At 36.6% G+C, this 23422-nt stretch carries 20 protein-coding genes and 1 pseudogene; 18 read left to right on the forward strand and 3 right to left on the reverse strand.

Annotated elements, in window-relative coordinates; genetic code table 11:
* The first annotated feature begins 7 nt into the window (after window positions 1-7).
* The 18 genes from pgl to yfbR all read left to right on the forward strand — a co-directional run bounded on the left by pgl (window position 8) and on the right by yfbR (window position 19706).
* The gene (gene pgl, locus J3U37_RS00825) at window positions 8-706 is read left to right on the forward strand and encodes a 6-phosphogluconolactonase (protein ID WP_220218023.1); all 699 of its coding nucleotides are present in this window, start codon (window positions 8-10) and stop codon (window positions 704-706) included.
* 371 nt (window positions 707-1077) lie between these two features.
* Window positions 1078-1524: a division/cell wall cluster transcriptional repressor MraZ gene (mraZ, locus tag J3U37_RS00830; RefSeq protein ID WP_220218022.1), complete on the forward strand. Its 447-nt coding sequence runs from the start codon at window positions 1078-1080 to the stop codon at window positions 1522-1524.
* 15 nt (window positions 1525-1539) lie between these two features.
* Window positions 1540-2478, forward strand: a complete 939-nt coding sequence (gene rsmH, locus J3U37_RS00835) for a 16S rRNA (cytosine(1402)-N(4))-methyltransferase RsmH (RefSeq protein ID WP_267372981.1) — start codon at window positions 1540-1542, stop codon at window positions 2476-2478.
* Window positions 2468-2830 carry a cell division protein FtsL gene (gene ftsL, locus J3U37_RS00840; protein WP_220218021.1) on the forward strand — a complete coding sequence of 121 codons (363 nt, stop codon included), beginning with the start codon at window positions 2468-2470 and terminating at the stop codon, window positions 2828-2830. Before rsmH ends, ftsL begins: the two co-directional genes overlap by 11 nt.
* A complete protein-coding gene (gene ftsI, locus J3U37_RS00845; RefSeq protein ID WP_267372982.1) occupies window positions 2830-4602 on the forward strand; it encodes a peptidoglycan glycosyltransferase FtsI in 1773 nt (590 codons plus the stop codon). Before ftsL ends, ftsI begins: the two co-directional genes overlap by 1 nt.
* 12 nt (window positions 4603-4614) lie before the next feature.
* Window positions 4615-6168, forward strand: coding sequence for a UDP-N-acetylmuramoyl-L-alanyl-D-glutamate--2,6-diaminopimelate ligase (gene murE / locus J3U37_RS00850; protein WP_220218019.1), 1554 nt, complete (start codon window positions 4615-4617; stop codon window positions 6166-6168).
* On the forward strand, window positions 6165-7520 hold the full coding sequence (gene murF, locus J3U37_RS00855; protein ID WP_267372983.1) for a UDP-N-acetylmuramoyl-tripeptide--D-alanyl-D-alanine ligase: 1356 nt from the start codon (window positions 6165-6167) through the stop codon (window positions 7518-7520). Before murE ends, murF begins: the two co-directional genes overlap by 4 nt.
* Before the next feature lie 22 nt (window positions 7521-7542).
* Window positions 7543-8625: a phospho-N-acetylmuramoyl-pentapeptide-transferase gene (mraY, locus tag J3U37_RS00860; protein WP_267372984.1), complete on the forward strand. Its 1083-nt coding sequence runs from the start codon at window positions 7543-7545 to the stop codon at window positions 8623-8625.
* Window positions 8626-8649: 24 nt separating this feature from the next.
* Window positions 8650-9984 (forward strand): UDP-N-acetylmuramoyl-L-alanine--D-glutamate ligase, encoded by a 1335-nt coding sequence (gene murD, locus J3U37_RS00865; RefSeq protein ID WP_267372985.1) that lies wholly within the window; start codon window positions 8650-8652, stop codon window positions 9982-9984.
* Window positions 9981-11132 carry a cell division protein FtsW gene (ftsW, locus tag J3U37_RS00870; protein ID WP_267329935.1) on the forward strand — a complete coding sequence of 384 codons (1152 nt, stop codon included), beginning with the start codon at window positions 9981-9983 and terminating at the stop codon, window positions 11130-11132. Before murD ends, ftsW begins: the two co-directional genes overlap by 4 nt.
* On the forward strand, window positions 11132-12184 hold the full coding sequence (gene murG, locus J3U37_RS00875) for an undecaprenyldiphospho-muramoylpentapeptide beta-N-acetylglucosaminyltransferase (RefSeq protein ID WP_220218014.1): 1053 nt from the start codon (window positions 11132-11134) through the stop codon (window positions 12182-12184). Before ftsW ends, murG begins: the two co-directional genes overlap by 1 nt.
* 169 nt (window positions 12185-12353) lie before the next feature.
* Window positions 12354-13802 (forward strand): UDP-N-acetylmuramate--L-alanine ligase, encoded by a 1449-nt coding sequence (gene murC / locus J3U37_RS00880; RefSeq protein WP_366518667.1) that lies wholly within the window; start codon window positions 12354-12356, stop codon window positions 13800-13802.
* 2 nt (window positions 13803-13804) lie between these two features.
* Entirely contained in the window at window positions 13805-14713 is a 909-nt protein-coding gene (locus tag J3U37_RS00885) for a D-alanine--D-alanine ligase (protein ID WP_267329936.1), read from the forward strand.
* Between the two features lie 14 nt (window positions 14714-14727).
* Entirely contained in the window at window positions 14728-15561 is an 834-nt protein-coding gene (locus J3U37_RS00890) for an FtsQ-type POTRA domain-containing protein (protein ID WP_220218012.1), read from the forward strand.
* Window positions 15562-15582: 21 nt separating this feature from the next.
* Window positions 15583-16836, forward strand: coding sequence for a cell division protein FtsA (gene ftsA, locus J3U37_RS00895; RefSeq protein WP_220218011.1), 1254 nt, complete (start codon window positions 15583-15585; stop codon window positions 16834-16836).
* A 92-nt stretch (window positions 16837-16928) separates the two neighbouring features.
* The gene (gene ftsZ, locus J3U37_RS00900; RefSeq protein ID WP_370634068.1) at window positions 16929-18056 is read left to right on the forward strand and encodes a cell division protein FtsZ; all 1128 of its coding nucleotides are present in this window, start codon (window positions 16929-16931) and stop codon (window positions 18054-18056) included.
* A 65-nt stretch (window positions 18057-18121) separates the two neighbouring features.
* A complete protein-coding gene (lpxC, locus tag J3U37_RS00905) occupies window positions 18122-19036 on the forward strand; it encodes a UDP-3-O-acyl-N-acetylglucosamine deacetylase (protein WP_220218009.1) in 915 nt (304 codons plus the stop codon).
* Window positions 19037-19115: 79 nt separating this feature from the next.
* Entirely contained in the window at window positions 19116-19706 is a 591-nt protein-coding gene (gene yfbR, locus J3U37_RS00910) for a 5'-deoxynucleotidase (RefSeq protein WP_220218008.1), read from the forward strand.
* Window positions 19707-19817: 111 nt separating this feature from the next.
* On the opposite strand, the gene J3U37_RS00915 is transcribed toward yfbR, so the two are convergent.
* The 3 genes and pseudogenes from J3U37_RS00915 to J3U37_RS00930 all read right to left on the reverse strand — a co-directional run bounded on the left by J3U37_RS00915 (window position 19818) and on the right by J3U37_RS00930 (window position 23382).
* Complete coding sequence (locus J3U37_RS00915; protein WP_267372986.1) at window positions 19818-20489, reverse strand: response regulator; 672 nt, start codon at window positions 20487-20489, stop codon at window positions 19818-19820.
* A complete protein-coding gene (dcuS, locus tag J3U37_RS00920) occupies window positions 20467-22107 on the reverse strand; it encodes a DcuS/MalK family sensor histidine kinase (protein ID WP_267372987.1) in 1641 nt (546 codons plus the stop codon). The genes J3U37_RS00915 and dcuS overlap by 23 nt, the downstream gene beginning before the upstream one ends.
* A gap of 119 nt (window positions 22108-22226) precedes the next feature.
* A pseudogene (locus J3U37_RS00930) lies at window positions 22227-23382 on the reverse strand (NAD(P)-dependent malic enzyme).
* Between the last annotated feature and the right edge of the window lie 40 nt (window positions 23383-23422).

A 23422-nucleotide genomic window follows, 5' to 3' on the forward strand; every position in this document is an offset into this window, starting at 1 on the left:
CATAACTATGTTTACATTAAATAAATATGATAATAGCCAATTACTTAATAAAGACCTTATTTCACATATTGTCAATGCGTTAAAACAAGCGATTGCTGAAAAGGGGCATGCTTCTCTAGCTGTTTCTGGCGGAAAAACACCTATTCCTTTATTTACTATGCTCAGTGAGCAAGATTTAGAATGGAATCGTATTTTTATTACTTTGGTGGATGATAGATGGGTAGATGATACTGATGATGCCAGTAATGAAAAATTAGTGATGACTTATCTGTTGCAAAATAAAGCAAAACTGGCTAATTTTGTCGGCTTAAAAAACAGTTGCGATAACCCATTTGATGGTGCTCAATTGACTGAAAAAGAGCTAACTAAAGTGCCAATGCCTTTAGATGTAGTCATTCTAGGTATGGGAGAAGACGGGCATACGGCATCACTATTCCCTGGAGCGGCTAACTTAATGGCTGGATTGGATATGAACTCTGGTCGAAAAGTTATTGGCATGACTCCATTAACTGCACCTCTTGATCGCATTACCTTAACTTTACCAACAATTTTAGATAGTAAAAATATCTATTTACATTTAGTTGGTGAAAGTAAATTAGATGTACTTGAACGGGCAGAAAAAGGTGATGATATTGATGAGATGCCGATACGTGCAGTGATAAAACAAAATATAGTCAATGTTATTGGATTTTGGGCTGCTTCATAAATTAGTCAGATTAGCCGACAAAAGTCGGCTAACTAAATTAAATCCTCCTATCTCGATTGAACATTAAATCTAATCCAACTCTTTCTTATTAAGAAAATGTGATTTTTTATCTTGAATAAAATAGCCATTCGATATTTAGTAATATTTTGATTTTAAATAATTAATTTCTAATTTATGTTTGAATTTTCTTAAATAAACATCAATCATGATCTTTATAAATAAAACGGCTGAAATTAATTGATTAAATACCTATTATTTTTGTTACTTTTGTGGTAAAAAGTGGGGTTAAGTGGTAAAAATATAAAAAATATTTAACTGTTTGATTTTAAATCATTTTAAAAATAATAAAATTAATAACAAATGGTGCTTTCATGTTTAGTGGTGCAATTTCGGTCAATTTAGATAGCAAAGGGCGAATGGCTATTCCCACTCGTTATCGTGAATTTTTGTCCGAAGGTATGGTATGTACCATTGGCTTATACCACCCATGTTTAACACTTTACTCACTTTCAGAATGGCAACAAATAGAGAAACAATTATCAACTTTATCCTCTGTTGTTGAAGCTGAACGGCGAATTAAAAGGTTATTACTCGGTTATGCAACAGAGTGCCCAATGGACAGTGCCGGAAGAATATTGTTGCCACCAACTCTACGCACCTATGCAAAATTAGAAAAACATACAATGTTTGTTGGCCAATCTAACAAATTTGAAATTTGGGATGAAGCGATTTGGTATCAACAAATTAGTGATGATATCGCTGCGATATCAGCAGATGTTGAAAACTTATCCGATAATTTAAAAAATTTAACAATTTAAAAGAGTAAAAGCGTGATGAATTATCAACATACAACGGTACTATTAAATGAAGCTGTTTCTGCATTAAATATCAAAGAAAATGGTATTTATGTTGATGGTACTTTCGGTCGTGGTGGGCATTCTCGTCTTATACTCGGAAAACTAGGTAAAAACGGAAAACTTATTGCGATAGATCGTGATGAGCGAGCACAGCAAGAGGCTGAAAAAATAGATGATCCCCGATTTCATTTTATTCGAGGTGAGTTTTCAAATATTTATCAATATCTCGATGATTTAGGATTAATCGGTAAAATAGACGGATTTTTACTCGATCTTGGTGTCTCATCTCCACAATTAGATGATCCTCAAAGAGGGTTTTCATTTATGCGAGATGGTCCACTTGATATGCGTATGAATAATCATAAAGGCTTAACTGCTAGCGAATGGTTATTAAGAAGTGATGAAGATGATATTGCATGGGTATTGAAAACATTTGGCGAAGAAAAATTTGCCAAGCGTATTGCCCGAGCAATTGTGGAACAAAACAAAGTTACACCAATAACGCGCACATTAGAGTTAGCTAATTTAATTGAGAAAGCAACACCCAAAAAAGATAAGCACAAACACCCTGCTACACGTAGTTTTCAAGCTATTCGTATTTACATTAATAGTGAATTGGAAGAAGTTGAACAAGCATTAGATAGTAGCTTGTCCGTACTTGCCGATAAGGGAAGATTAGCCATAATTAGTTTTCACTCTTTAGAAGATAGAATTGTTAAACAATTTATTAATAAACAGAGTAAAGGGCCAGATATTCCTGCGGGATTACCATTAACTCAACAGCAGATAAAACAATATGGTACTGCTAAGTTAGCTTCACTAGGCAAAATTAAGCCAACTACTGTTGAAATTGATAATAATCCACGTTCACGTAGTGCAATATTGAGGGTAGCTGAAAGAAAACATGAACAGTAATCAAAATAATAGTCATTATGTAGACAACACAAAAAGACCAATTCAAAGTTTATTTGGTTTGATTGTAGGTGATCTTTTTGGTCACCAAAAATTGTCTCTATTATTGCTTATTTTTGTTGTTCTTTCAGCTGGTGCGGTTTTAATCACAACGCAACAAGTGCGTAAACAATTATTTGAAAGAGAGCAGCTTTTATTAGAACAGGATGTGCTAGAAAGCGAGTGGCGAAATTTAGTTATTGAAGAAAATGTTCTTGCAGATCCAAAACGAGTTGAAGATAAAGCGAAAAATCAATTAGGGATGTCTTATGTGACACCTCAAAATGAAACCGTTATTGTGATAAAGAGTAAATGATGAAATCTGTCACTAAACATAAAAAAGATAAGAACTCAGTAAGGACAAATAAACCGAATAAACTAAACAGTAAAAAACAGTTTTTTACACCTAATCGCTTTTATATAGTTTACGGTTTTATCATAGTTGCCATTATTAGCTTGATTGTTCGAATGGCAATTTTACAGATTATTGAGCCGGAGAAGTTAATTTCAGAAGGCAACAAACGTTCAATCCGTCATCAGGAAATGGACGCACCAAGGGCAATGATTACCGATCGTAATGGTCGAGCACTTGCTGTTAGTGTGCCTATGTATGATGTTTGGGCAGATCCAAAAATTGTTGTACAAAAAGGTGGTGTAAAAGCTGATGATATAAGGTGGCAAGGTTTAGCAAAAACATTAAATATACCTATGTCGACGCTTGAAGAGAAATTAAGCAATCCCTCTATGCGTTTTGTTTATTTGTCTAAGCAAATAACACCGACAATATCGGATTACTTAAAAAAGTTGAAATTACCGGGAATTTCGTTTGCTAAAACATCAAAACGTTATTACCCCGCAGCGCAAAATATTGCTCAGTTAATTGGACTAACCGATATTGATCAAAATGGCACTGAAAAAGGTTCAGAAGGAATCGAAAAAAGCTTTAATAAGTGGTTAACTGGTGAGTCAGGACAACGTGTAGTTAGACGTGACCGACTGGGTCGTGTTATTGAAGAACTACAACGAACAGAAAGTGAAGTAGCTTCTGATTTAACATTAAGTATTGATGAACGATTGCAATCTTTAGTTTATAGCGAGCTTAGCCAAGCAGTTGAATTTAATAAAGCAGATAGTGGAACTGCGGTACTAGTTGATGTGCATACGGGTGAAATATTAGCTATGGCCACAAGCCCGTCTTATAACCCAAATAACCGATCATCAATTGATTATAGCTTACTGAGAAATCGTGCCGTAACAGACGCTTTTGAGCCAGGGTCGACAGTTAAACCTCTTGTTGTTATGGCAGCTTTAGAGAAAAAAATTGCAGATTTAAATACTGTCATTGATACCAGACCTTTTTTAGTTAACCGATATGAAATTAAAGATGTGTCATATCAGAAATCACTTAATCTAGCAGGTATTTTAGAAAAATCGAGTAATGTTGGCGTAAGTAAATTGGCTTTAAAAATGCAGTCCGGTGACTTAGTCGAATTTTATAGTCGCTTTGGGTTAGGACAACCTACCGAGTTAGGCTTGGGTGGCGAAGTGAGTGGATCAATTGCAGCCGATAGAACGCGTAAATGGGCGGATATTGAACGTGCGACTTTTGCTTTCGGCTATGGATTAAGTGTAACTCCAGTGCAACTAGCCAGAGCTTATGCAACTATTGGCAGTTATGGTATTTATCGACCGGTTTCTATTTTAAAAGTAACGCAACCTGTTGAAGGTGAACGGGTGGTTTCTGAAAAAATTGCTAAAACGGTTGTTCAATTAATGGAAGCCGTAGCTGTAACTGGTGGCGGAACTAAAGCATCAGTGCCCGGCTACAGCGTTGGTGTAAAAACCGGTACAGCGAAAAAATTGTCGGGTGGCAGGTATGTTAATCAATATTTAGCTTATACAGCAGGTATTGCACCTGCTTCAGCACCAAAATACTCTTTGGTGGTAGTGATCGATAACCCAAAAGCCGGACAGTATTATGGCGGCTCAGTTTCCGCTCCAGTATTTAGTCGTATTATGGGCGGCGTACTTAGAACAATGAATGTAAAACCCGATCGCCAAGTCGATGGGCAAATGATTATATATTAATAGGTGGTAGTGATGGCTATAAACACTTTTAAAAATTTACTTAAATTATTGGGTGTAAATCAGAAAATCAAGGTCAATGATTTTCCACTCAATAATTTGAAAATAGATAGTCGCAATGTAAATAAAGATGATGTGTTTATTGCTATTAAAGGTTTCACCGTTGATGGTCGGGATTTTATACCGCAAGCTATTTCAGCCGGAGCAGTAGTTGTTTTAACTGAAACAAATAGAAAGTTGAATGATTTAAAAATCAGTTATATTAAACAAGACAACAAGCCAGTGGTTCCGCAAATTAGTGTTTATCGTCTTGCTCAAAAAGTTTCAACTATTGCTAATGATTATTATCACTCACCATCAAATCACTTATCATTGATTGGCGTGACTGGAACAAATGGCAAAACAACTATCACGCAGTTGATTGCTCAATGTACAGCATTATTAAATGAAAAAGTTGCAATTATGGGCACGATAGGTAATGGTATTTACGATAAACTTGAACCTTCCACTAACACAACTTTATCTGCTGTTGATATTCAATCTTTATTAGCTGATTTTGTAAAAAAAGATGTTACAGTCGCTACCATGGAAATATCTTCCCATGGCTTATCCATGAATAGAGTAAAAGGGTTACACTTTAGTGCGACTGTGTTTAGTAATTTAAGCCGTGATCATCTTGATTATCATAAAACGATGAATAAATACGCTAAGGCGAAATGGTCATTATTCAGTCCGGATGAGAAAGAAAGGCAAGTTATAAGTTCAGGAAAACCGATCATCAATTATGATGATCCGTATGGTAAACGCTGGATTGAAAAACTGTCACAGGTTACCGCTGTATCATGTCAACCTAAGTCATTACGACGATTAAAGGCACTTAATATGGAGTATGTTGGTGTGTCAATGATTGAATATCATGATAAGGGCGCCAAGATTCATATGGAATCGAGCTGGGGCAATGCAGTTATCAATAGTCGATTGTTAGGTGAATTTAATGTATCAAACTTATTATTAGCTGTCGCCACACTTTTAACGCTTAATTACCCATTTTATGCAGTTGTTAATATGGCTTCTTTTCTTAAACCTATCTGTGGGCGAATGGAAGTCATTCATGTTAACAATAGTCCAACAGTGATTGTTGATTACGCCCATACGCCTGATGCACTACAAAAAGCATTGCAAGCCAGCCGTATTCATTGCAAAGGAAATTTATGGGTGATTTTCGGTTGTGGTGGTGACAGAGATACTGGCAAAAGACCGCTGATGGCTCAAGTGGCTGAACAGTTTGCCGATAAGATTGTGCTTACTAATGATAATCCACGCACAGAAGATGAAATGAAAATTATCCACGATATTGAACAAGGTTTTCAAGCTGTTAAAAAAGATGTTCAAGTGATTACTGATAGAGTTCAAGCGATTAAACAAACATTGGCACAAGCGGATGTAAATGATGTGATATTAATTTCCGGTAAAGGACATGAAGATTATCAAATTATTGGTAAAACAAAACACCACTTTTCGGATCAACAAACAGTCAAACAGCTTTTAGGAGTAGAGAATCAAGTATGATTCCTTTAAATATTGAGCAGATTATAACAGTCGTTAATGGCGAAAGTTATGCTATAGAAGATCAAAGCGTTGCTATTGATAGTATATGCACTGATTCGAGAAAGATTGTTGCTAAATCATTATTTATTGCGTTAGTCGGGGAAAATTTTGATGGACATTTATTTGCCGAGCAAGCGATAAAAGCGGGGGCAATAGCTGTTGTTGTCAACCATAAAATTGACAGTAATATTCCTCAAATCGTTGTAAAAGATACCCATTGGGCACTTGGCGCTATTGCTACTTATATTCGTCAACAATGCTCAGCCAAAATTGTTGCATTGACAGGATCATCCGGTAAAACTTCGGTTAAAGAGATGACAGCTGCTATTTTACAGTGTTGCGGACCGACCCTTTATACACAAGGCAACTTTAATAATGATATAGGGGTTCCTTTAACACTATTTCGTTTAACTAAACAAGATCAGTATGCCGTAATTGAATTAGGGGCAAATCATATTGGTGAGATTGCTTATACCACCAAGCTAGTTAAACCTCAAACAGCATTAATTAATAATATTGCTGAAGCACATATTGAAGGTTTTGGTTCTCTTGCTGGTGTAGCAAGTGCTAAAGGCGAGATTTTTTTAGGACTACCAGAAAATGGCATAGCCATTATCAATTTAGATAGTTGCAGTGATAAATGGTTTGATCAGTTAAAAGATAAAACAGTATGGACTTTTTCATTAAATAATTCAGCAGCAAATTTTTATGCTAGCAATATTCAATTTGGTGAAAAGAGTCGGTTTACTTTACATACGCCTCAAGGTGAATGTGAAATTGTTTTACCTTTAGTTGGTAAACATAACATATCCAATGCTATTGCTGCTTCGGCTTTAGCGATTTCTGTCGGGGCGAGCTTTGATCAAATTAAGCAAGGTTTACAAACATTACAACCGGTTAAAGGGCGGTTATACCCAATAAGATTAAAACAAAATCAACTAATTTGGGATGATTCTTATAATGCCAATGTCGGTTCGATGTCAGCAGCCATTGATGTTTTATCTACTCAACCAGGATTTAAAGTGTTAGTAGTTGGTGATATGGCTGAGCTTGGCAATGATGCAGCTAAATATCATCAACAAATTGGTGAATTGGCACAACGTCAAAAAATTGATTGTGTTGTGAGTGTCGGGCAGTTAAGTCAATATATTAGTGATTACAGTGGTGTTGGTCACCATTTTACCCACAAACAAGATGCTGTGAAATATCTGTTAACACTGTTACATCAACATTCCACTTTAACTATGTTAGTTAAAGGTTCTCGTAGTGCCAAAATGGAAGATGTGATAGAACAAATTAAAAATGAACAATAAAATATAAGTCAGGATTAAAACTATGTTGGTTTGGATTTCAGAATATTTAATTAAATATTTTTCCTTTTTTAATGTGCTCTCTTATCTAACTGTTAGAGCAATATTAGGGTTATTAACCTCATTAACCATTTCATTAATCTTTGGGCAAAAAGTTATTGATTGGTTGCAAAAATTACAAATCGGTCAAGTCATTCGTCATGACGGACCTGAATCTCATTTAAGTAAAAAAGGCACACCAACCATGGGTGGAACGCTTATTTTATCGTCAATTACATTATCCGTTTTTTTATGGGCAGATCTTCGTAATCCTTATGTTTGGGTAACGCTATTTGTTTTAATCGGTTATGGAATTATTGGATTTGCTGATGATTACTTAAAAGTGATTCGTAAAAATACTGATGGCTTGATTGCTCGTTGGAAATATTTTTGGCAATCGCTAATTGCATTAATTGTTGCTTTTGGACTTTATGCTTATGGTAAAGATACTTCAGTGACAGTACTGGTTGTGCCATTTTTTAAAGATGTGATGCCACAGTTAGGATTATGGTACATCTTATTAGCTTACGTGGTAATAGTTGGGGCTGGCAATGCTGTTAATTTAACTGACGGACTCGATGGGCTAGCCATTATGCCAACAGTTTTTGTTGCAGCCGGTTTTGCTTTGGTTTCATGGGCGACGGGTAATGTCAATTTTGCAGCCTATTTACATATACCTTATATCAAATTTAGTGGCGAATTAATGATTGTTTGTACAGCTATTATTGGTGCTGGATTAGGTTTTTTATGGTTTAACACTTACCCTGCAATGGTTTTCATGGGTGATGTTGGTTCATTAGCATTAGGTGGCGTGTTTGGTATTATTGCGGTTTTACTGCGTCAAGAATTTTTATTATTCATCATGGGTGGCATTTTTGTGATTGAAACCGTATCGGTGATTTTGCAAGTTGGTTCGTTTAAATTACGAGGTAAACGAATATTTAGAATGGCGCCAATTCATCATCATTATGAATTAAAAGGCTGGCCGGAGCCTCGAGTTATTGTCCGTTTCTGGATTATTTCGTTAATGCTGGTACTAATTGGTTTATTAACCTTAAAACTACGTTAGTAAAAACAAGAGTAGGATTGAATCATGGTGAGTTATCAGGGTAAAAATATTGTTATTATTGGATTAGGTATCACAGGGCTTTCTTGTGTTAATTATTTCCTTGCTCAAAATGTTATTCCAAAAGTAATTGATACTCGATTATCACCATCCGGTTTAGATCAATTAGATAAGCGTGTTATTTATCACTTAGGCGATTTAAATGTTGATTGGTTATATGAAGCTGATTTAATTATTGCCAGTCCCGGAATGGCTTTATCTACTCCAGAATTACAACTAGCTGCCGAAAAGGGAATTGAGATAGTCGGTGATATTGAACTTTTTTGTCGGGAAGTGAATCTTCAAACCAATAAAAAAATTGTGGCAATTACCGGCGCTAATGGTAAAACCACTGTCACTACATTAGTTGGCGATATTATCAAATCTGCAGGTATTAAAGTTGGAGTCGGTGGAAATATTGGTCAACCAGCTCTAACATTGTTACAGCAAAATTGTGATATATATGTGCTTGAACTATCGAGCTTTCAATTAGAAACCACTTATAGTTTGCATGCAACTGTTGCAACAATATTAAATATTACCGAAGATCATATGGATCGTTATCCGCAAGGATTGATGCAATATACACAAGCAAAACAACGTATTTATCAAAATGCAAAATATTGTGTCATTAACGCTGATGATAAACTAACTGTGCCTACGGTGAATCAACATCAATGTGTTTCTTTTGGGTTAATTCATGGCGATTACCACTTAGATAGTCAGTATCAACATTTAATTGCTCAACAATCTCCGGTGTTATCAACTAAGGATATGAAATTAATCGGTTGCCATAACTATCTTAATGCATTGGCTGCTTTAGCAATCAGCGATAAATTAAATATTCCTCGCACTTCAAGCTTGGCAACAATAGCTTCATTTCAAGGTTTACCGCATCGCTTTGAACAGGTATTTGAAGACAATGGTGTTATCTGGATCAACGACTCTAAAGCGACGAATGTCGGTAGTACTGAAGCCGCATTAAAAAGCGTTGTGTGTCATGGTAAGCTTTTCTTGCTCTTAGGTGGGGATGGGAAAGCGGCTGATTTTTCTCCATTAATCCAATACTTACAAAATAGAAATATTGAAATTTTCTGTTTTGGACGAGATCGCAATTTATTAGCCAAATTATTGCCGGATAACACCACAGTTACCGAGACAATGGCTCAAGCGATAGAAATTATTGCTCAAAAAGTAGAAAAAAATGATGTGGTATTACTGTCGCCTGCTTGTGCGAGCTTAGATCAATTCAAAAACTATATTGATCGCGGAAATCAATTTACGCAACTTGCTAAGCAGTACGGTCACAGGAGTGGAAAATGACACTGTTTGCCATCAAAAAACAAGTTAATCCGAATATACCTTTTGATAACCAATTACTCTGGACGGTAATTGGCTTAATGATATTTGGGTTAATTATGGTGACTTCTTCGTCTATGTCATTTAGTGAAAGTAACCCTTTCTTTTATACGCAACGTGAACTTATTCAGCTGGGTATTTCGCTGTTTTTAATGTTCATTACGCTCTATATCCCAATGCAACGTTGGCAACAATTTGGCTCAATACTATTAATTATCGCCATTATTATGTTAGTAATGGTGTTGGGGATTGGATCATCGATTAATGGTGCTTCTCGTTGGATTCCGCTTGGCGTTTTTAATTTTCAGCCAGCAGAACTTGCTAAGTTATCATTATTTATATTTTTAGCCAGTTATTTAACTCGAAAATCAGATGAAGTGCAAAATAGATTTTGGGGCTTTTTTAAACCAATGGTGGTTATGGCCGTTCTTTCTATTTTGTTATTAAAACAACCCGATTTGGGCACCGTTATTGTGTTATTTATGGTCACAATTGGTATTTTATTTATTGCTGGTGCACAATTATGGCAATTTATTGCAATATTATTAACAGGCGTTGGCGCCGTAATTTGCCTTATATTATATGAATCCTACCGTTTAACACGATTATTAACGTTTCTTGATCCATGGCAAGATGCAACCGGATCGGGGTATCAGCTTGTAGCTTCTTTAATGGCGATAGGTAGTGGCGGAATAAGTGGCCAAGGCATGGGCAATTCTATCCTAAAATTAGGTTATTTGCCGGAATGCCATACAGATTTCATATTTTCAATTATCTCTGAAGAATACGGATATATTGGCGTAGTAGCGTTATTGTCATTATTATTTTTATTGACATTCAAAGCGCTAGCTATTGGTTACCGCGCACTCAATGAAGGTTCTCAATTTTCCGGTTATTTAGCTTGTGAAATTGGAATATGGTTTGGTTTCCAAACTTTTGTCAATGTCGGTGTGACATCAGGCATGTTACCCACTAAGGGGCTAACACTACCATTTATTAGTTATGGTGGTTCTAGTCTTATTGTAATGAGTATTGCGGTCGCAATTTTATTGCGAATTGATTTTGAATTTAGACAACAACAAGCGCAAGCAAGAATAAGGTCAATAAAATAATGAAAAAGTTATTAGTTATGGCTGGGGGTACCGGCGGTCATGTTTTTCCAGGAATTGCAGTTGCGCATTATTTAATGAAGCAGGGCTGGCAAGTCAGGTGGTTAGGTACCGCTGACAGAATGGAAGCACAACTCGTGCCTGAAAATGGTATTGATATTGATTTTATAGAAATTTCAGGCCTGCGTGGCAAAGGGATAATGGCATTATTAAAAGCGCCGTACAAAATATCAAAAGCGGTTTTTCAAGCTAGAAAAATTTTAAAAGCTTATAAACCCGACGTTGTGCTAGGAATGGGCGGGTATGTATCTGGACCCGGCGGTATAGCCGCTAAAACGTTAGGTATACCAGTTGTTTTACACGAACAAAATGGGATAGCTGGTTTAACGAATAAATCGCTCGCTAAAATTGCAACTAAGGTTTTACAAGCTTTCCCAACGGCGTTTGCTAATGCACAAGTCGTTGGTAACCCGGTGCGTCGTGATTTATTAACCGTTGCAGAGCCAACAGAAAGATTTAAACAGCGACAAGGTCCTATACGTGTATTAGTTATGGGGGGGAGTCAAGGTGCAAAAGTAATTAATGATGTTGTACCTCAAGTGATAACAAAATTGTCCGATAAATATATAGTCTGGCATCAAACCGGTAAAGGGATGCTTGATGAGGTCATTAAAGCTTATCAACATTGTGATATGACGAATAATAAAGTTACCGAGTTTATTACTGATGTGAAAGAGGCTTATAGTTGGGCAGACATTGTGATATGTCGTAGTGGTGCTTTAACGGTAAGTGAAATTGAAGCAGTGGGTATTGGTGCGATTTTTGTGCCATTTATGCATAAAGATCGCCAACAATTTTGGAATGCAAAATCGTTGGCCGATATTGGTGCAGCTAAAATAATAGAACAACCCGATTTTAATGTAGAGTCACTACTTAATTTACTTGCAAATTTGACTAGAGAAGATTTGCTTGAAATGGCGGTTAAAGCTAAAAGTTTGGCTGTCCTGGATTCCACAGAAAAAGTGGCGGAAACACTGGTATCAGTGGTAAAATAGTTAGTTTTATATCCAATTTTGTGTAATAATCTTGTCAAAAGATTTCAAGTTTAGTATATGTTTGAGTCAATAATAAATTGAGTTATCTCAAATAATAATTCTATAAATGCAAAATCGATTATATTAGATGAAAACTTCAGGCAAAAATAGACGAATTAGGGGTTAGATTGTGAATACAAAGGAATTAGCTGAATTAAGAGCAATTATTCCAGAAATGAAACGAGTCAAACATATCCATTTTGTCGGTATCGGTGGAGCCGGCATGGGGGGTATTGCTGAAGTTCTTGCTAATGAAGGGTATCAAATAAGTGGGTCTGATATCGCTCAAAATGCCGTAACAGAACATTTAGAAACTTTAGGTGCAAAAATCATTATAGGACATGCAGCGGAAAATGTACTTAATTCAAGTGTGGTTGTGATATCTTCGGCTATATCACAAGATAATATTGAAGTCATCGCTGCGCGTGAGGCACGTATTCCTGTCATTCAACGTGCTGAAATGTTAGCTGAGCTAATGCGTTTTCGCTATGGTATTGCTATTGCAGGTACACATGGTAAAACCACAACAACCGCAATGGTTACCGCCATTTATGCGGAAGCTAAACTTGATCCAACTTTTGTAAACGGTGGATTAGTAAAAGCGGCTGGAACGCATGCGAAATTAGGTACAAGCCGTTACTTTATTGCTGAAGCTGATGAGAGTGATGCTTCATTTTTGCATTTGCAACCAATGGTCTCAATTGTTACAAATATTGAACCAGACCATATGGATACTTACCAAGGTAGTGTTGAGAATCTTAAACAGACCTTTATTTCGTTTTTGCGTAATCTTCCTTTTTATGGTCTGGCAATTATGTGCTACGACGATCCGATTAATCGGGAATTATTGCCGGTAGTTGGACGTAAGATTATTACTTATGGGTTTAGCGAAGAAGCTGATGTTGTTATCAAAAATTACCGTCAAGAACGTGGGGTTAGTTATTACACGGTATGTCGTCCGGATCGTGATGATCTGCAAATTGAATTAAATGCTCCGGGTAAACATAATGCATTAAATTCTGCGGCCGCTATTATTGCCGCCACTGAAGATGGGATTGATGATCAATCAATTATCAACGCATTAGCAAAATTTGCCGGAACAAGTCGACGTTTCGATTTGATAGGCCATTTTCCACATGCTAATGGCAAAGATATTATGATGGTTGATGATTATGGACATCACCCAAGTGAAGTGAATGCTACGATTCAAGCAGCCAGAAATGGTTGGGCAGACCGCCGTTTGGTAATGATATTTCAGCCGCACCGATATACACGTACTCGAGACTTATTTGATGATTTTGCGCAAGTGCTTTCACAAGTCGATGCGCTGGTTATGTTAGATGTGTATTCAGCTGGTGAACAACCAATTGCTGGTGCAGATAGCCGATCATTATGCCGTTCGATTCGTAATCGAGGTAAAGTTGATCCTATTTATGTTTCTGACTTAGATCTGCTACCGGAAATAATGCAAGAAATATTACAAGGTGGCGATTTATTAATTACGCAAGGTGCTGGTAGTGTTGGTCGAATTGCTCGCCAATTAGCCAACTCTCAATTATTTGCAAAAGAGGTTTTATAAAAATGGTTGATAAAGTTGCTGTATTGTATGGTGGAACCTCTGCTGAGCGAGAAGTATCGCTCAAATCGGGTAAGGCTGTATTAGCAGGATTATTAGCAAATGGTATTGATGCACATCTTATTGATACTAAAGATCACCCTATAACTAGTTTAAAAGATGAAGGATATACTAAAGCCTTTATTATTTTACATGGTCGTGGTGGAGAAGATGGAATTGCACAAGCCATTTTAACTTATCAAAAAATACCTTATACTGGAAGCGATGTTTTATCTTCAGCGCTTACAATGGATAAATTAAAAACAAAATTAGTCTGGAAAGCGTTAGGCTTGCCAGTAGCTGATTATGTCATGGTAGACAAGTCTCAATCTATAGATGTCAATGCTATTGTTAAACAACTTAATTTACCGCTATTTGTAAAACCAAGTCATGAAGGGTCAAGCGTTGGCATGACTCGTGTAAATGAAGTATCTGAATTAAAAGCTGCCATCGAGGTTGCTTTTCAATACGATGATGTTGTCATGGTTGAATCATTTCTAGCCGGTCCGGAATTTACTGTAGCAATAGTTGGTGAAGAAGTTTTACCTTCTATTTACATTAAGCCTGCTACAAATTTTTATGATTATGATGCAAAGTATTTATCTGACTCAACCCAATATTTTTGCCCAAGTGGTTTAACTGAAGATAAAGAGCGTGAAATACGCCAATTAGCACTTGAAGCCTATAAAGCTGTAGGCTGTCGAGGCTGGGGTCGAGTAGATATTATGTTCGATCAAAACGAAAAACCTTATTTACTTGAGGTCAATACTGCTCCGGGCATGACAGATCACAGTCTGGTACCAATGGCTGCAAAACAGCACGGTTGGTCTTTCAGTGAGCTTGTTAATCGTATTCTAAATTTGGCAACAATATAATTGGCTAAATCTTTATGAAACAAGTCAGACAAGCGGCGCATCGACGAGAAAGTAGAAATAGACGGCGGTTGCTTGTTTTTCGTAATACAGAACAGTTGATAGGTTTTTTGTTCTTTATTATGATTATATTTATCAGTACTTGGGTCGTACATAGTTTTAAAAATTGGATGGACGACCCTGAACAAATGGTTTTGTCCCAGTTAACACTAAGTGGTGAACATACTTATACAACCGAAGATGATTTAAGAGAGGCAATTTTAGGATTAGGATTACCCAATACCTATATTGGGCAAGATGTTGATGATATCCAGCAAGAAGTCATGCGATTTCCATGGGTAAAACAAGTAAGTGTTCGTAAACAATGGCCAGATAGATTAGTTGTTTACATCGAAGAGTACAAACCTGCTTTTTATTGGAATGACTTATTTTTATTAGATAAAAGTGGCAATGTGTTTAGTGTGCCACTAGATAGAATAGGTGAATTGCCATTACCAAGGATTTATGGACCTGAAGGTAAGGCTAAGTCAATGCTTGAAACATATTATAGTTTAGAAAATCTTTCTAAGAAATTAGCTAATAATCAGTTAGCATTACAAATCACTGCTGCAATATCAGATGAACGTAATGCATGGCAACTGATGGTAAAACAATGTATAGCCGGTTTATGTTTAGAAAATCAGGATATTAAATTAATGCTAGGAAGCGAACATATTGAAGAACGTTATAACCGATTTATTAAATTATTCCCTGAAATTCAATCTAGAATACCGGTAGACGAAAAAATCACGGTGGCTGATTTACGTTATGAAAATGGTATATCAGTGCAAAGAGAAAAACTAGCGCAGTAAGGAATAAATAAAGGCTGAAGTATGAAAGCAACAGAAAAAAAATTGGTTGTCGGACTAGAAGTTGGTACATCCAAAGTTCTTGCCCTTGTTGGTGAAGTTCTTCCTGATGGTATTGTCAATATTATCGGCGTAGGTCATTGCCCATCAAAAGGTGTGGATAAAGGTGGTGTAAACGATCTTGAATCTGTGGTCAAGTCAATTCAACGCGCAATTGACCAAGCCGAGCTTATGGCTGATTGTCAAATATCTTCTGTTTATTTAAGCCTATCGGGTAAACATATTCGTTGCCAAAACGAAATTGGCATGGTGCCAATTGCTGACGAAGAAGTGACGGCTGAAGATGTCGACAATGTCGTGCATACTGCTAAATCGGTCAGAATTCTTGATGAACATCGGATATTACATGTAATAGCCCAAGAGTATTCAATCGACCTGCAAGAAGGAATTAAAAATCCAATTGGTCTTTCAGGCGTGCGGATGAAAGCAAAAGTTCACTTGATCACCTGCCATAACGATATGGCAAGAAACATTGTTAAAGCGGTTGAGCGTTGTGGACTAAAAGTTGATCAGCTCATATTTTCTGGTCTGGCATCTAGTTATGCTGTATTGACCGACGATGAAAAAGAGCTAGGTGTGTGTGTTATTGATATTGGCGGCGGTACAATGGATGTTACAGTCTATACTGGTGGCGCATTACGCCATTCGGTGGTTATTCCTTACGCTGGCAATGTTGTTACGAGTGATATCGCTTACGCATTTGGTGCACCACCAATGGATGCGGAAAATATCAAGATTCGTTATGGTTGTGCTGTTGGTTCATTGGTCGGCAAAGATGAAGTTATCGATGTGCCAAGTGTTGGTGGACGACCTTCACGTTCATTACAAAGACAAACATTAGCAGATGTGATTGAGCCTCGTTATTCTGAGTTGCTTTCACTTGTGCAAAAAGAGTTACTTGTTTTGCAAGATGAACTGAAAAAACAAAATGTTAAATATCAATTGGCAGCAGGGATTGTTTTAACCGGTGGAGCAGCACAAATTAAAGGAATGGTTGAGTGTGCTGAAAAAGTTTTTCAAAATCAAGTTCGTATTGGGCAACCATTAAATATATCTGGTTTAACCGATTATGTACAAAAGCCTTATTGTTCAACAACAGTTGGGTTATTGCATTACGGAAAACAAAGTTTATTAAGTGATGATGCTAAAGATAGTCATAAATCATCATTAAAAGGGATAGCTAAACGATTGACCGGTTGGTTTAAAAAAGAATTTTAGCTAATATATTTAAGAACTTCGTGGACATTGTAGACCGTTATCTGTACAATGTTATTAGATCGTAAATTTGGAGATAAGTTATGTTTGAGCCTATGGTTGCAGATGATGAACCAGCAGCAGTCATTAAAGTTATTGGTGTCGGTGGTGGCGGCGGTAATGCTGTCGAGCATATGATTGCTGAGCATATTGAGGGTGTTGAGTTTTTTGCGGCAAATACTGATGCACAAGCATTGAAAAGAATAAAGGTAGGTCAAACTATCCAAATTGGTACTAATGTTACTAAAGGGCTTGGTGCAGGTGCTAATCCGGAAGTTGGTCGAAACTCTGCAGAAGAAGATCGTGAAGTCATTCGTAATGCGATTGAAGGTGCCGATATGGTTTTTATTGCAGCGGGTATGGGCGGTGGTACCGGAACCGGTGCAGCTCCAGTTGTCGCTGAAATTGCTAAAGAACTCGGTATTTTAACTGTTGCAGTCGTTACTAAACCTTTTGGTTTTGAAGGTAAAAAGCGTATGGCTTTTGCTGAACAAGGTATCGCTGAATTAGCAAAACATGTTGACTCATTAATTACGATTCCAAATGATAAATTATTAAAAGTATTAGGTCGTGGTGTTAAACTACTTGATGCTTTTGCTGCCGCTAACGGCGTATTAAAAGGTGCTGTACAAGGGATTGCCGAGCTTATTACTAAACCTGGTCATATCAATGTTGACTTTGCTGACGTAAGAACAGTGATGTCTGAAATGGGTTATGCTATGATGGGATCTGGTCGTGCAAGCGGTGATAACCGTGCCGAAGAAGCAGCTGAAATGGCTATTTCAAGCCCGTTACTTGAAGATATTGATTTATCTGGTGCACGTGGTGTTTTAGTCAATGTCACCGCTGGCTTAGATTTAGGTTTAGAAGAGTTCGAAACCGTTGGTAGTACAGTGAGAGCGTTTGCATCTGATAATGCAACTGTGGTTGTGGGTACAACTTTTGACCCTGACATGTCTGATGAGATTCGTGTTACTGTTGTTGCTACAGGTATTGGCATGGATAAACGTCCGGAAGCAAAAATCTCTAAGCCAATGGCTCATAACTCATTATTTACCCAAAGTAATACACTTGGGCAACAAGAAGAAAAATTAGCGAAAGTGGTTAATGAACCCGCTGTTTCTCCTCTTGAAGAACACAAGATTTTAGATATCCCTGCTTTCATCCGTAAGCAGGCTAATTAGTATTGAACTTATTTGGTTTTTTATTGTCAAATATCAATAGAAACAAATAAAAGAGTAGGTGCAAAGTGAAACAAAGAACCTTAAAAAAGACGATTCAAGCAACTGGTGTAGGTTTACATACCGGTAAAAAAGTTACTTTGACATTACGTCCTGCACCAGAAAATACAGGCGTTATCTATCGTCGTACAGATTTAAATCCGTATGTCGATTTTCCGGTTGATGCTAAATCAGTACGTGATACTATGCTTTGTACTTGTTTAGTTAACGAAGATAATGTGCGTATTTCTACTGTTGAGCATATCAATTCGGCATTAGCTGGACTTGGTATTGATAATATTATTATCGAAGTTGATGCGCCAGAAATTCCAATTATGGATGGTAGCGCAAGCCCTTTTGTTTATTTGTTGTTAGATGCAGGCATTACTGAACAAAATGCACTGAAAAAATTCTTACGAGTTAAACAAACTGTACGAGTTGAGAACGGCGACAAATGGGCAGAAGTTAGACCATATAGTGGATTTAGATTAGATTTTACCATTGATTTTCATCATCCTGCTATCGATAGCAGTTCACAACGTTATCAATTGGATTTCTCATCTGAATCTTTTATTCGCCAAATTAGTCGCGCAAGAACATTCGGTTTTATGCGTGATATCGAAGCATTGCAATCAAAAGGCTTATGCCTTGGTGGTAGCTTAGATTGTGCGATTGTAGTTGATGACTATAAAGTTTTAAATGAAGACGGTTTACGTTTTGAAGACGAGTTTGTACGTCATAAAATGCTTGATACTATTGGTGATTTATACATGAGTGGTCATAACATGATCGGTGAAGTGGTTTGTTATAAATCTGGTCATGCTTTGAATAATCAGTTATTACAGGCGTTATTAGCAAAACAAGAAGCTTGGGAATATGTTACTTTTACAGAAGATCAACCTGTTCCATTGGCATTAGGTACACAACAACTTGTTTTAGCCTAAATCAAATATAACGTTGATAACAATATAAACGCTTCCATTTGGGGGCGTTTTTTATTTTTAACCGCATGAGATAATTATTATGAATAATAGCCATTTTTTTGCTCATCTTTCACGATTAAAATTGATTAGCCGTTGGCCATTAATGCGAAATGTTCGTACTGAAAATGTTTCTGAACATAGCCTTCAAGTCGCTTTTGTGGCACACGCATTAGCAATTATCAAAAATAAACGATTTAATGGCAAAGTCAATCCTGAGCGCATAGCATTGCTTGCTATGTATCATGATGCATCAGAGGTGTTAACCGGTGATTTACCGACACCCACTAAATATTACAATCCGCAAATCACAACTGAATATAAAAAGATTGAAAAAATTGCACAACATAAACTTATCGATATGTTGCCACAAGAGTTACAAGACGACTTTAGAACGTTGATTGATGATGATTATTATGACGAGTCAGAGAAAAGTATTGTCAAGCAAGCTGATGCCTTATGTGCTTATTTAAAGACTATAGAAGAGCTTAGCGCTGGTAACAATGAATTTCGATTAGCCGAACAAAGATTGAAAAAAACATTATCAGAACGAAATAGCCCGGAAATGGACTACTTTTTGGAAGTATTTGTACCTAGTTTTAGCCTGTCATTAGACGAAATAAGCATGGAATAAATATGCTATTAAATAAGCGATTTTACCCACGAGTTAATTCAATTGTCATTGATTGAATCACTGATTATTATCATTGAATTCGTTCATAGGCAAATTGACAACATAAATACTTTATTTTAGATAAATATAACATTTAACTGGTCGACCTATTGATAAGTAAGTTAAATGGCTTTCCAGTTCGCCAAGATCTTCCAAATAATCGAGATATTTTTTCAATGATATACGAGATAATGGGATTAATTCGACAATATCGCTCATTGAAAATTCTTTATTATATTCGATGATTACTTCCCGCACTTTTTTCAATGTCTGTCTATCAATCCCTTTGGGTAGACTTTTATTTTGGCTAACGGGTTTGGCAAAAATGCGATCATCTAACTGATCTTGATTTAATATTTTGCTTGAGGACAATAACCGTATCCGTTCTTGATAAGAAATAAGTGCTGTTCTGAGCCTGCCAAATGTGAATGGTTTTACGATATAATCAATCACGCCCAGACGTAAAGCTGCTTGAATATCATTGGTATTACAAGCGGCTGTTACCATAATAATATCAATTTTAGGGTAACTAATACGAATATGTTGTAATAGCTCAAGCCCGTTTAATTTGGGCATAAATACATCAAGCAAGATTAAGTCAACATGATTATCATGAATAAAATGTAAAGCTTGTTCACCATTAACCACATTAGCAACTAAATTAAAACCCGGTACCATATGCAAATACTTTTTATTTAATTCTGCCACCATTGGGTCATCTTCAACAATCAGTACGTCTACCATGACAGTTTTTTCCTCTATAAAGCTGTTTAAGTGGTAATGATACTTTAAAACACGTTCCTTTTTTATTAATTTGATCACATAATTGAATATGACCATTAAGCTCATCAATACTAGCTACAACTAAGTAGAGACCAATCCCTCGATTGTCTCCTTTGGTTGAAAAACCTTTTTTGAAGATATGCTGCATATCTTTTTCGCTAATGCCTTCTCCATTATCATTGACTTCAAAGATAAACGCTTCTTCATTAATCGATAAATTTACTTGAATCTGTTTATTATCTAAAAATTGGACTGCATCTAAGCCATTATCGATAAGGTTACCAAAAATAGTCACCAGACTATGGGTAACTTGAGAATCGGGAATCGGTGCTAAGATCCCACTCACATTAAAAGATAATGACACACCTAATTCACGTGCTCGACTAAATTTACTATTAAGAAAACCCGCCACGATCGGATCTTTAATTGCTTGGCTGATGATATTCGATTCAGCTTGTTTGTTACCAATTATCTCTTCAAGATAATCGATAAGTTCCTGTTTATTATTGTTAAATGCCAATCCGTAAATTACATGTAATTTGTTATTAAATTCATGCGACTGTGAACGTAAAGCATCAGCATAACGATTGACGCCGGTAAGGTTTTCTGCCAGTGATCGAACTTCTGTCATATCTCTGAATGAGGCAATTGCCCCAACTAACGAATCGTTAACAAATAAAGGAGTACGATTAGTTAAAATTACAACCCCATTAATATTTTGTTCACAATCATATTCGGCTATGCCGGTCATCATAACTTCGTATAAACGGGTATTAGGGATCACATCAGCAATTTGTTGACCAATAATATTTTCTTTTTTACCTTCAATACGTAATATTCTTCTTGCCTCATTATTTATTTGAGTGATACAACCTTCTCGGTTAATCACAACAATTCCTTCTTTGACCGTTCTAATAATTGCATCTCTTTCTTCAAAAAGTTGAGCCATTTCTAACGGTTCAAGTCCATACAATATCTTTTTTATGTTACGGGATAATAATGAGGCTAATAAAATCGCAATGGCTAATGATGCAATAAGTGACAGCCATATAGGCTGACTTGTTCTGGCTACTAAATGATTAATTTTTTGCAGTGTTTGCCCAACTAAAACCGCTCCAATTTGTTGTTGCTTATTATAAATAGGGCTAAATGCACGTATCGCATCACCTAACGTGCCTTTGGCTATCGAAGTATAAGACTCGCCTTGTAACGCTCTTTGCTCGTCCCCGCCAACAATAAGTTGACCAATTTTATCTTTATTTGGATGAGAATATCGTATGCCTTGCATATTAAAAATAACGATATAATCTACTTGAGCAAATGTTCTGGCTTGCTCGGTATAGTTCTGAATAAATTCAAGATTATTGGCCGTCGGATTTTGTAAATTTTCAATAATGCTATCTGATGTAGAGATGATAGTGGCTATATTTTCGGTGCGCTGGCGAGAAAGGTTTAAGTATTCATCGTTAACAACATGAATAATATAAATATTCTGTGCAATAACTGATAATATAAAAACCAAACAAATTAAACTGATTAATTTGACTTTAAGCGATAACCGATTAAAAAAGTAGTTCATATTACAAACTCAAGACGAAATCCTTATGCATACTAATATAAACAGATTGATAAGAAAACCTACTAATAATTTGTTTTTATCAGTAGGTTTTTTTCAAGTTCAATTAAGGTCGGTAATGATTAGTCTACCGCTGCGTTTCTAACACTTTCGGCAACCACTTTGGCAACGTTAGGTTCAAATGCGTTAGGTAATATGCAGTTTTCGGATAATTTGTCTTGAGTAACAATATTGGCCAACCCTTTAGCAGCTGCTAGTTGCATAGCTAAAGTGATGTTTTTTGCTCTGGCATCTAAAGCTCCTCTGAAAATACCCGGGAAAGCTAACACATTATTGATTTGATTTGGATAATCGCTCCTTCCGGTGCACCACAAAAGCGCCTGCTGCTTTGGCTTCCTCAGGGAATATTTCTGGTGTTGGATTAGCCATGGCAAAAACTATCGATTTTTCTGCCATAGTTGATACCCATTCCGGTTTTAATACACCCGGCGCAGAGACACCAATAAACACATCGGCACCTTTAATGGCATCTTGTAAAGTGCCTTTTTGTTTTGAATGGTTGGTTCGACGAGCCATAGCCAAATGGTGTGGCGGTAACGATGCGTCATCCTCCGATAAAATACCGATTTTATCGACAATTTTTAAATCGGTAACGCCTGCCGCCAAAAGCATATCAGCTATTGCTAAACCGGCTGCGCCACCACCATTTATCACAATTTTTGCTGATTCAATCGTTTTCCCTGCAACTTTAAGTGCATTATACAATGCCGCTAAAACTACAATTGCAGTGCCATGTTGATCATCATGAAAAACAGGGATATCTAGAATTTCCTGCAATCTTTTTTCTATTTCAAAACAACGTGGCGCACTAATATCTTCAAGATTGATGCCGCCAAAGGACGGGGCCAGCGCCGCAATATGGCTTACAAGTTCATCTGGGTCTTGAGTATTAAGCGATAATGGGATTGCATCAACATTGGCAAACTGTTTAAATAATATTGCTTTTCCTTCCATAACCGGAATTGCTGCTTCAGGCCCAATATTACCCAATCCTAATACCGCTGAGCCGTCAGTAATTACAGCAACTAAATTACGTTTGCTGGTATATTCATACACAGATTCGGGATTTTTAGCAATTTCGGTACACACCGCTGCAACGCCTGGGGTGTAAGCGACACTAAGATCTGACATTGAATTAACCGGTACTTTTGAGTGAACTTCAAACTTCCCGTGCATTTGTTTACTAATTGCTAACGCTTTTTCTTGAACTGTTGTCATGATTCTTCCCTTCTAATTACACTTAATAAATCCTAATCAA

It is taken from the genome of Gilliamella sp. B3172 (genome assembly GCF_026536465.1).
Taxonomy (GTDB): Bacteria; Pseudomonadota; Gammaproteobacteria; order Enterobacterales; family Orbaceae; genus Gilliamella.